Below are 10,468 nucleotides of genomic sequence, written 5' to 3' on the forward strand. Positions count from 1 at the left end.
CAAAGTTGCATGCGTCCTCCTAATTATCGCCATAAGCGCCATGCCGATACGTCGAGCGCTGGTCGCGTTGCGAAGTTTCTGCGAAGCGCTGACCGCCCACAGCGCTACCGGCGCTAGTCGGTACCCCACCGCGCGCAAGAGGACACGGCTCACCGATCACTCGCGAGCGTCGAACCGGGCGCTGCAACGATCGCAGGTCGGCGGGTGCCGAGTCCTTTGAATCTGCCCTCGCCATCGCGACGATCGCGCGTCGAGCCGCCGCTGACGCTTCCACTAGCTTCTCCAAAGAGGTCAGTCGCTCGAGACGAGGTCTGGCGCGAGGTCGACGGTGACCGCCTCAAGGTCACGCCGCTCGTGCGGAGGCAGCGGCCGGGACGAGGTCGCGCGCAGCTGGGTCGCCTCGGCGATGAGGGTAGAAGCGAGTTCACTGTCTCCGCACTCGACAGCCAATCGACAGAGGCCCTCCAGCGCGGTGCTTGTGAGCCCCGGCTCCCCGATACGGCGGCTGAGTTCGAGCAGCTCGTCGTATCGCCGACGAGCCGCGACAACGTCACCGGCGACTTCGTCGCACCTGGCCAGGCCGGCGAGCGCCAATCCCTCGGACACCGGGGTGCCGAGCGCGGCGAATCCGGCGTTCGACTCAAGGAAACGGGCGCGGGCCGCGTCCCAGTGGTGTCCAACTTGGGCGAGCAGTCCGTGGCCGTAGCCGGCAAGGAGTGCGCCGGCCCCGTCACCGACGTGGTCAGACGCGGCGCGCGCCCGGTCGAAGAGCTCTGCGGCCGCCTCTGCGTTGCCGAGGTGGAGCTGGGCGATGCCCAGGTCGGCCAGCGCCCATTGCACGGTATTGAACAGGCCTGCCCCAGTTGCGACATCGATCGCCTCCTCGAGCACCCGGGAGCCTTCGTCGTAACGGCCGAACTGCCGAAGCCCCCAGCCAAGGTGGTAGAGGATCGCCGACAGGCCCCACGGGTCGTCAAGCTGTCGAAACGTCGCGGCCGTTGCGCGCCCGATACGGACCGCCGCAGCCTCATCGCCATTTTTGAGGGCGGTCTCCATGCGCACGAAGCCGACCACGCCATCGCCCCAGGCGTCGCCGTCGGTTGCGAACTGAGTCGCGGCTTCGGCCAGCAGGCTTTCGGAGCGGTCACTCTCCTCACCCGTGACCCCCTCGACGGCCAGGAGTACGCGCGACAGTGCGGCACGCGAGTGGTCCCCCAAAACAACGAAGATCGCCAGACTCTCTGCAGCGGTTTCTGCGCAGCGCGGACTGGGGTGCACGAGGCACGCCCGGGGACGCTCAACCAAGGAGACGGCCTGGAGGGCGCGCGCCCGTGACGCGGGGCTGCCGTTGCCTGACTCCAACAGGCGCGACAAGACCTCGCGGCCCTCCAAGTGGCGGCCGAGGTGCCAGAAGAGCCCGAGGGCCCCGGCAGTTTCGAGAGCCGAGTTGAGATCGCCACCTGGCCGACCGAGCCACGCGAGCGCCGCCCTGATGTTGGTTTGCTCTTGGCGGAGCTGTTGCAATGTCTCACGCTGGGCGTGCCCACGCAGTTGCGACTCGGCGTCGTGGACGACATCACGGAAGTACTCCGCGTGGCGTTGAGTCACGGCCTCGTGCTCTCCTGCAGCGATCAGTTGCTCAGCGGCGTAGTGGCGAAGTGTGTCCAGCATCCGGTAGCGAGTTGATGCCCCGTGCTCGACCTCCACCATGGAGCGTTCGACCAGACGGCCGATGGTGTCCAAGACTTCTCCTACCGCGAGACTAGCGTCGGTCACAACGGACTCTGACGCCGTCAGGCTCCAGCCACCATGAAAAACGGCGAGCCGGTTGAACACGCGTTGCTCCCGCTCGGTGAGCAACGCGTAGCTCCAGTCGACGGTCGCGCGCAGTGTTCTCTGCCGCGCTTCGGCGGTGCGTGTACCGGTCGTGAGCAGCGCGAACCTTTGGTCCAGGCGACTGGCGATTTCGACGGGTGACATGTTCGAGACACGAGCACCGGCGAGCTCCAGCGCGAGGGGGATCCCGTCCAGAGCTCGGCTGATACGACCGATCGCGGCCAGGTCGTCGTCCCCGAAAACCGTCCCTGGCCGAACCGACTTAGCGCGCTCAACAAACAGCTGTGCGGCCGGATACAGCAGCACGTCACCAACGGGCGTGCTGTCCGGTGGCGTTTCCAAGGGGCCCACGGTCACTTGCACTTCGTCCGGGACCGCGAGCGCCTCGCGGCTCGTTGCGAGAATTGTCACGTCCGGACACCTACCCAGGATCTGGTCGATGAGCCCAGCAGCAGCGTCAATGACGTGCTCGCAGTTGTCGATCAGCAGTAGGACTCGGCGTCTCGCCAGGTAGGCGACTACTCGCTCACGCACGTCACGGTCCCCGGCCGCTCCATCGAGAGGCACTCCCAGTGCGTCAGCCACAGCCAGTGGCACCTGATCCGGGGTGTCCACGGAAGCGAGACGGACACCGAAGGCACCGTCCGGGAAAGCGCCGGAGGTTCGCACGACGGCAGCAAGCGCCAGGGACGTCTTGCCCGCGCCGCCGGGACCGATTAACGACACCAGACGTGTGCCGTGGACAAGGTCTTCCAAGGAGTCGAGCTGGGCATCACGGCCGATCAGGGGACGTAACACCGTCGGCAAATTTGTAGGAGCAAGTGCCCTTTCGTCGGCCCGACGCGCTCCCGACACCGCTACTGGTGCTGGGGCTACATCGGGTTGTGAACCGAGCGCTTCGTCCTGCCGGAGCACACGCTCGTGCAGCGACCGCAATGTGAGGGAGGGCTCCAGACCAAGGGACTCATCCAAAACATCGCGGGTGCGCCGATATGCCTCGAGTGCCTCCGCCTGTCGGCCACTGCGGTAAAGGGCCACCATGAGCAGACCGGCAAGCGACTCGAGGGTCGGATCGTGCGCGACCAGCGGCTCAAGGTCCGCGACGACCTCTGCCTGGCGGCCGAGCGCAAGCGCGATCTGAGCGCGCTCCGTGAGAGCTGTTAGCTTGAGCTGAGAGAAACGTGCGGCCTCGACTGTCGCCCACCGCTCCGCTGCGAAGTCACTGAGTGCGTCGCCGTACCACAAGCCCAAGGCCTCGTCATAAGCATTGAGGGAGGTTGCGTCTGATCTCTCCGAGCCCGCCTCGGACCGGGACCTGGCCTCACGTACGCGGGCAACGAAGTCGACAGCGTCAACCGCCTTGGAATCGACGTTCGCGCGGTAGCCCACCCCTTCGCGAGTGACCACGTCAGGCACACCGAGTGTTCTCAGGCTGCGCCGCAACTTCGAGACCCGAATCTGCAGAGCGTTCATCGGGTCCACAGGGAGTGAGGATTCCGACCAGAGCCGATCCACAAGCATGGTTGCCGGAATCGTCCGCCCTGGTGACAGCAGGAGCTGAACTAAGACGGCTCGCTCGGCAGCGCCGGGCATCACTACAGGACGGCCGTCGACCAGGATCTCCATCGGGCCCAAAAGCCGGAAGCGCACGTCCACGACACCCTCCTCGTCAACCCTCCGGTCATGGTGCCCTAGCACTGGGCTAGGACGTTGACCGATGGCGGTGTCACTGTACGGGATACCACGCCACCGTGGAGGGGGAGCGGACTGCGAAGGCGCAGGTAGCCGGCCCGACATCGCCCGGAGTCGGGAGCCTCGCGAACGCGGCTGTGCGCTCGCCGTCTCAAGGTGGTGGTGTGCGGTTGGCGTCGCCTGAGCCGTCGATCAACTCGACTGGGAGCCCACGCAGCGCACCGAGGACATCGTCGACGGTCATTGTCCCGGTCAATTTGACCTCGGTGCTTGCGATGCCGGCCGTCACGGTCTCCACGCCCGAAACGTCGCGGAGCCGGGCGGTGACCTCTCGGACGCAATGTCGACAGTTCATGCCACCGACCACCAGGCCTATTGTCGGCATCTTCGTTCTCCTTCGCCTTGGGTTGCTTCCCAAGCATCCGCACATGTCCTGTCCTACGGCTGTCCTCGAGGGGCGAGGCAGCAGTCGACCCACCAAGGACCCCGGTCTCCTGCACACCACTAAGCGCGACATCCAACCCGGACTCGATGTTGTGCCAGCACGGCTCGACGTTGGCCAGTCGGTGATCACCCGAGCCGTGAGCCGTGAGCCGTGAGCCGTCACGAACCTGCAGTCGGCGGGAATCTCCACCCGGACAGCGGCTGGACAGGCACTGGCAACCACAGCGACGAAAGGTTGGGGACACAGCCGGGCCGACCAGCCCGCTCGGCGCAATCTAGATGCCCAACGCGGGTATCTCACCGATCCACTACCAGTCAGGAGCCAGGGATGAAAACTAGCGAGTACCAGGTCACCGGCATGACATGCGGTCACTGCGAAATGTCGATTCGAGAAGAGGTCAGCACCGTGCCCGGCGTGCAGGAGATCCAAGTCAGCGCCCAGACCGGGCAGTTGGTCGTGACCTCTACCGGCGAGGTCGACGACGGCGCAGTCATCACCGCCGTGGACGAGGCGGGCTACAAGGCGGTGCGCGCGTCGTGAACACAGCAACCCGCCTCGGGGCATACGCCGCAGGACTGGCCGTCGTCTTCGGTGGAGCATTCGTCGCCGCCGACGCCGCAGTCCCCTCGAGCACCGTCAACAACTGGACCAATGAAGCCAAAGGACACGACATGAACAACATCACTGGAAGCCACAGCGAGCACAGTGCGAGCGGATCGCCCGGCACCAATGCTGCAGTACCCGGCGTCACCAGCGCACACGGCGGCTACCTGCTCTCCCCGATCACCGCTCCCGGCGCGGTCGACCAGTCTGGGACCCTGTCTTTCCGAATCTTCGACATGGACGGCAATGTCGTGACGCGTTTTGCCATCTCGCACGAGAAGGAGCTCCACCTCATTGTCGTCCGCAGCGACGGCACACAGTTTCGCCACGTGCACCCGACGATGGACACCGACGGCACGTGGTCGCTGCCCTGGGATTGGGCGGCTGCGGGAACTTACCGCGTCTACACCGACTTCGCCTCCGATGCCAACGGAGCGGCCGACGCAATCACGCTGACCAACACCGTTGAAGTAGCCGGTCAGTTCACCCCCGTGACATCCGCACCGACAAAGGACGCGACCGTAGGCGGTTACACCGTGAAGCTGACGGGCGATGCGGTCGCCGGCTCCAGTTCCAAGCTGACCTTCGCTGTGTCGAAGGACGGGAAGCCGGTCGTCAACCTCGAGCCCTACCTGGGTGCGTTCGGCCATCTTGTAGCGCTACGCGAAGGCGATCTGGCCTTCCTGCACGTCCACCCCGAAGGTGACGAGCCGATGGTGAACGAGGAATCCGGGCCCGAGATCGGGTTCCTCGCCGAAATGCCCACGCCAGGACGCTACCTCCTGTACCTGGACTTCCAGGTCAACGGCAAGGTGCACAGCGCCCCGCTCGTCGTCGACACCACCGGCACCGCCAACACTGAGCCTGGCCACGCCGACTCCACGCACGCGGACAACGAATCGCAGTCCGGCACCGAGGCCGACCGGCACAACGAGCCCGACGCCAGCCACGACCACTGACCCCCATCGGATACCCGCAGGAGCAACCCATGACCGCATCCCCGACCCCCAACGTGCGCCCCAGTATCGAACTCGAGATCGGCGGGATGACCTGCGCCTCGTGTGCAATGCGCATCGAGAAGAAACTCAACAAGCTCGATGGCGTCACCGCTACCGTCAACTACGCGACCGAGAAGGCGCAGGTCCGTGCCCCCGAGGGGGTCGACACCGATGCCCTCATCGCCGAGGTGGCCAAGGCCGGGTATACGGCCGTCCTACCCCGCAACAAGGACGGCGCGCCTGCTGGGGACGAGTCTGAAGAAGATAGGCCCGACTCCGAGCTGGTCGCCCTGCGGCAGCGCCTGTTCGGCTCGGTTGCGCTAGCCGTGCCCGTCATCGCCATGTCGATGATTCCCGCGCTGCAATTCGACTACTGGCAGTGGGCATCCCTCACGCTCGTAGCGCCAGTGGTCCTCTGGGCGGCGTGGCCATTCCATAGGGCCGCGTGGACGAACCTCCGCCACGGCGTAGCGACCATGGACACCCTCGTCTCGCTTGGCACCATCTCGGCACTTCTGTGGTCGATGTACGCACTGTTCCTCGGAACGGCTGGCACTCCCGGCATGACCCATCCGTTCGAGTTGACCGTCCAGCCCACCGACGGCGCTGCGAACATCTACCTTGAGGTCGCGGCCGGTGTCACCATGTTCCTGCTCGCGGGTCGCTACTTCGAAAAGCGGTCGAAGCGACAGGCTGGGGCGGCACTCCGCGCCTTGCTCGAACTCGGTGCCAAGGACGTCGCCGTCATGCGTGACGGCGTCGAGGTCCGCGTTCCCAGTTCGGAGCTCTCAGAGGGCGACGAGTTCGTGGTCCGGCCCGGCGAGAAAATTGCCACCGACGGTGTCATCGTCTCCGGCAGCTCTGCGGTCGACGCCTCCATGCTCACTGGTGAGTCCTTGCCGGTGGAGGTCGGCGCAGGTGACCCCGTCACCGGCGCAACCGTGAACGCCGGCGGCCGGATCGTCGTGCGCGCGACTAGGGTCGGGGCCGACACCCAACTCGCCCACATGGCCAAGCTGGTCGAGGACGCCCAATCGGGCAAGGCGCAGATCCAACGTCTCGCCGACCAAGTTTCGGGTGTCTTCGTCCCGATCGTCATCGCGATCGCTGTCGCGACCCTGGCGGCATGGCTTGGTGCAGGGTTCCCGGTGAGCGCAGCGTTCACGGCGGCGGTTGCGGTCCTCATCATCGCGTGCCCGTGTGCACTGGGCTTGGCAACACCTACGGCGCTGCTGGTCGGTACCGGACGCGGTGCTCAGATGGGGGTGCTCATCAAGGGGCCCGAAGTTCTGGAGTCGACCCGCAAGGTCGACACGATCGTGCTGGATAAGACCGGCACCGTCACCACCGGCAAGATGACTCTGGTCGACGTGATCGTTGCTGATGGCGTCTCTCGGGAGGAGCTGCTCCGCCTGGCCGGTGCGCTCGAGGACGCCTCCGAGCACCCCATTGCCCAGGCCATCGCCAAGGGCGCGGTCCAAGAGGTCGGGCAGCTGCCCATTCCTGAAGACTTCGCCAACGTTGAGGGCAAGGGCGTACAGGGTGTGGTGGACGGGCACGCGGTCCTGGTCGGACGCGAGACACTGTTGGCCGACTGGTCACAGCGACTCGACGTCGAGCTCGCACGCGAGAAGGCGAACGCCGAGGCACAAGGCAAGACCGTCGTCGCCGTCGGCTGGGACGGTCAGGCACGCGGCATCCTCGTTGTGGCCGATCGGGTCAAGGCGACGAGCCGCGAGGCGATCGCACAGCTGCGGTCCCTCGGCCTGACTCCGATCCTGCTCACGGGCGACAACCGCGCCGTCGCCGAACAGATCGCAGCGGAAGTCGGCATCAACGACGTGATCGCAGAAGTCATGCCTCAGGACAAGGTCGACGTCATTGCCAGGCTCCAGGGACAGGGCAAGGTCGTGGCCATGGTTGGCGACGGTGTCAACGACGCAGCCGCCCTGGCCAAGGCCGACCTCGGCCTCGCCATGGGCACCGGCACAGACGTGGCCATCGAGGCTGCCGACATCACCCTGGTGCGCGGTGACCTTCGTAGCGCCGCGGACGCGATCCGTCTTTCCCGCAAGACCCTTGGAACGATTAAGACCAACCTGTTCTGGGCTTTCGGATACAACGTCGCAGCGATCCCGCTGGCCGCGCTCGGCCTACTCAACCCCATGCTCGCTGGCGCTGCGATGGCGTTCTCCAGCGTCTTCGTCGTCGGCAATAGTCTGCGACTTCGCTCCTTCAAGAGCCGAGCCACCGACACGCCGGCCACGCCGGCCCCTATCCAGGCGAAGGCCGCCCAGCCGGCCAGCGTCTAACCCACCCCGAAGGGAATTGGTTTCACATGCGCGAGAAGCACCAGTACACCAGCACCACCGAGGCCCAGCCTCTGACCCTCGAGCCACTGGTACCGGCGGACGCCGCGGGCAGATGCTGTGGAGAAAGCGCTGCCGCCGCAGTATCTGCGCAAGAGCAGAACGACGTCGCCGAGTGCCCGGTGATGGCGGGCACCCCGGTCCACAAATCCCAGGCCGAGGCCAACGGGCTCTACCGTGACCACGACGGTCAACGCTACTGGTTCTGTTGCGCCGCCTGCGGTCCCAGATTCGACGCCGACCCGGACGAATACGCCTCGGCCTGACCCCATGTCGGCCCGGTGACCGTCCGAGATCCACCCCCAGTCCGCAGCGACCACCGGGCCGCACGGGATTCGCTACCCCTAAAACCACTCGAGACTCGATGACCGAGCTCCAGGAGACCGTCCACCATGTCAAACACTAAAAGGACTCACGTACCGAACGCCGGGACTCCGGAGCAGGGCACCCCCCAGAGACTGACAGCACCCACTTTGCCCACCACACCGAGCATGACTACGTCATCAAAGCGAGTTGCTACCTCGCCCTGCTCGAGCGCACTGAGGGTCATGCCGGCAGCATCCAGCGCATCGTGGGCGAAGAGCATTGGTGCGCCGACGCCCTCACCCAGGACATTGAGTTCAGTCAGGCCCGCGAGTCGGTGGCGCTCGGCCCCTCCAATCACCACCTCAAGCATTGCGCCATTGAGGCGGCGGCCAACCGCGACGTTGGCGTCGAGGCGGAGCCCGACGAAACATCCATCAAGAACTCTCACTTGGTGCGCTACTAGCGACCGACACAACAAGTACGCAACGCCCACGGTCAGCCTCAACACCTCCTTGTCGGCAAGGAGGAAGCGGTCATGAGCGTGTTCGCGATTCCCGCCTACCGCCAACTCTTCAGCGCTCAGCTAGTCGCCTTGTTCGGCACGGGGCTAGCCACCGTTGCGCTCGGGCTGCTCGCGTACGATCTCGCAGGTCCCAGTGCGGGAGCGGTGCTCGCCACAGCGCTGACCATCAAGATGGTGATGTACGTCGTCATCGCACCGGTAGCAGCCACCTACGCCGCCCGGCTACCCCGACGGATATTCCTCTCGGCACTCGACGCGGCTCGCGCAGCAGTGGTGCTTGCACTGCCATTCATCACCGAGGTTTGGCAGATCTATGTCCTCATCGGAGTGCTCCAGGCGGCGTCTGCTGCCTTCACCCCCACCTTTCAGGCGGTCATCCCCGATATCGTGCCCGATGAGTCTGACTACACCCGCACGCTGTCGGCATCCCAAGTCGCCTACACCATGGAAAATCTGCTGAGCCCGGTGCTCGCAGCGGTTGCGCTGACGTTCATGTCGTTCAACTGGCTCTTCGTCGGAACCTCGGTGGGGTTCGTCGTCTCCGCACTCCTCGTGCTCGCCACGAAAGTTCCCAACGCACGCCCCAGCGTCCACCCGACGGCATGGAACAGGGTGGCGGCGGGGGTCAAACTCTTCGCGGCCATCCCCAGACTGCGCGGCATTATGGCGTTCAACCTCGTCGTTGCCGCGGCCGGAGCGATCGTGGTCGTCAATACCGTCAACTACGTCCGCGACACCCTCAACGGAAGTCAGGAAGACGTGGCATGGATGCTTGCGGCGTCCGGCGGTGGAACTCTCTTGGTTGCGCTCCTACTCCCACGGGTCCTCGACCGAACCGCCGATCGCATCGTGATGGCCACGGGAGCCGCGGTGCTTGTAGTCGGCGTTGCTTCGGCAGTACTGCTCAGCGCCACAGACGTTAGGTCCTCAGCGGCCACCAGCGTCGTCTGGGCCCTGATCGGCGGCGGCATGGCGCTCGTCGTCATGCCCACGGGCCGGGTGCTTCGCCGATCCGTAGACTCAGCGGCGCTACCCGTAGTTTTTGCCGCCCAGTTCTCGTTGTCGCATGTGGCCTGGCTGATCACCTACCCGGTAGCCGGGTGGTTGGGTACACACGCAGGATTCACCGTGACCTGGTCCGTACTCTTGGCCCTCGCGACTGTCGGCATGGCGGCAGCCTTGGCGCTGTGGCCGCGGGCGGCGGACATTGAGCCACATGAGACCGAGGACCTCGCCAGCGCGTCATTCGGAAGGACCTTGGTCGGCACCCGGACGCAGAGCGCTGCGGGCACGCTCGCAGCGTGCCAATGCACCTGCGTACGACCGGTTTGACCGGATCCACTTACCCCCGAGAGGCACCTCGTGCGCGTCCGAGGCGTCTCTCTTCGCGTCGGCCAGTCGGATACCGTCCGAGTCCGCAGAGCTCCCCTAGTGTCTTCGGCGACCAAAGGCGGCAGATCGGTGAGTACATGGGCAGATCGGATTGTTGCCCAGGAACTGCCGCTGAGCCGCACCTTAGGACGACAGGTTTGCCGATGGTTGGCGGCTCGATTACTCGCCAACTGGACGCTCGTTAACTTGCCCGCGAACGCGAGCGGTTGGTTCATCGAGGGGTGGCGGCCAACGTGTCGACGACGTTCGAATGTGGGGCCAATGCGACGTTTGAAAACGGAGCCACCATGTTGTCGTGTCGTTA

The 10,468-nt window shown here is 65.4% G+C and carries 8 protein-coding genes; 6 read left to right on the forward strand and 2 right to left on the reverse strand.

Annotation, left to right across the window (positions count from 1 at the left end):
- Positions 1 to 291: 291 nt before the first annotated feature.
- Together ACNI3K_RS12025 and ACNI3K_RS12030 are read right to left on the reverse strand one after the other, a co-directional pair.
- The gene (locus tag ACNI3K_RS12025) at positions 292 to 3,633 is read right to left on the reverse strand and encodes an AfsR/SARP family transcriptional regulator (RefSeq protein WP_419392134.1); all 3,342 of its coding nucleotides are present in this window, start codon (positions 3,631 to 3,633) and stop codon (positions 292 to 294) included.
- A gap of 46 nt (positions 3,634 to 3,679) precedes the next feature.
- On the reverse strand, positions 3,680 to 3,913 hold the full coding sequence (locus ACNI3K_RS12030; protein ID WP_419392135.1) for a heavy-metal-associated domain-containing protein: 234 nt from the start codon (positions 3,911 to 3,913) through the stop codon (positions 3,680 to 3,682).
- 387 nt (positions 3,914 to 4,300) lie between these two features.
- On the opposite strand from ACNI3K_RS12030, the gene ACNI3K_RS12035 reads away from it, so the two are divergent.
- The 6 genes from ACNI3K_RS12035 (at position 4,301) to ACNI3K_RS12060 (ending at position 10,104) form a co-directional block, all read left to right on the forward strand.
- Positions 4,301 to 4,513: a heavy-metal-associated domain-containing protein gene (locus ACNI3K_RS12035; RefSeq protein WP_419392136.1), complete on the forward strand. Its 213-nt coding sequence runs from the start codon at positions 4,301 to 4,303 to the stop codon at positions 4,511 to 4,513.
- Positions 4,510 to 5,535: a DUF8832 domain-containing protein gene (locus tag ACNI3K_RS12040; RefSeq protein WP_419392137.1), complete on the forward strand. Its 1,026-nt coding sequence runs from the start codon at positions 4,510 to 4,512 to the stop codon at positions 5,533 to 5,535. The genes ACNI3K_RS12035 and ACNI3K_RS12040 overlap by 4 nt, the downstream gene beginning before the upstream one ends.
- 29 nt (positions 5,536 to 5,564) lie before the next feature.
- On the forward strand, positions 5,565 to 7,886 hold the full coding sequence (locus ACNI3K_RS12045; protein WP_419392138.1) for a heavy metal translocating P-type ATPase: 2,322 nt from the start codon (positions 5,565 to 5,567) through the stop codon (positions 7,884 to 7,886).
- Between the two features lie 26 nt (positions 7,887 to 7,912).
- Entirely contained in the window at positions 7,913 to 8,209 is a 297-nt protein-coding gene (locus ACNI3K_RS12050; protein WP_419392139.1) for a YHS domain-containing protein, read from the forward strand.
- A 305-nt stretch (positions 8,210 to 8,514) separates the two neighbouring features.
- Positions 8,515 to 8,712 carry a hypothetical protein gene (locus ACNI3K_RS12055; protein ID WP_419392140.1) on the forward strand — a complete coding sequence of 66 codons (198 nt, stop codon included), beginning with the start codon at positions 8,515 to 8,517 and terminating at the stop codon, positions 8,710 to 8,712.
- Positions 8,713 to 8,784: 72 nt separating this feature from the next.
- The gene (locus tag ACNI3K_RS12060; protein WP_419392141.1) at positions 8,785 to 10,104 is read left to right on the forward strand and encodes an MFS transporter; all 1,320 of its coding nucleotides are present in this window, start codon (positions 8,785 to 8,787) and stop codon (positions 10,102 to 10,104) included.
- Positions 10,105 to 10,468 lie beyond the last annotated feature (364 nt).

Source organism: Demequina ureilytica, assembly GCF_048553575.1.
Lineage (GTDB): Bacteria > Actinomycetota > Actinomycetes > Actinomycetales > Demequinaceae > Demequina.

Coding starts and splice junctions, on each gene's coding strand:
- ACNI3K_RS12025 (WP_419392134.1), bottom strand. CDS start 3,633: ATGTCGGGCCGGCTACCTGCGCCTTCGCAGTCCGCTCCCCCTCCACGG.
- ACNI3K_RS12030 (WP_419392135.1), bottom strand. CDS start 3,913: ATGCCGACAATAGGCCTGGTGGTCGGTGGCATGAACTGTCGACATTGC.
- ACNI3K_RS12035 (WP_419392136.1), top strand. CDS start 4,301: ATGAAAACTAGCGAGTACCAGGTCACCGGCATGACATGCGGTCACTGC.
- ACNI3K_RS12045 (WP_419392138.1), top strand. CDS start 5,565: ATGACCGCATCCCCGACCCCCAACGTGCGCCCCAGTATCGAACTCGAG.
- ACNI3K_RS12050 (WP_419392139.1), top strand. CDS start 7,913: ATGCGCGAGAAGCACCAGTACACCAGCACCACCGAGGCCCAGCCTCTG.
- ACNI3K_RS12060 (WP_419392141.1), top strand. CDS start 8,785: ATGAGCGTGTTCGCGATTCCCGCCTACCGCCAACTCTTCAGCGCTCAG.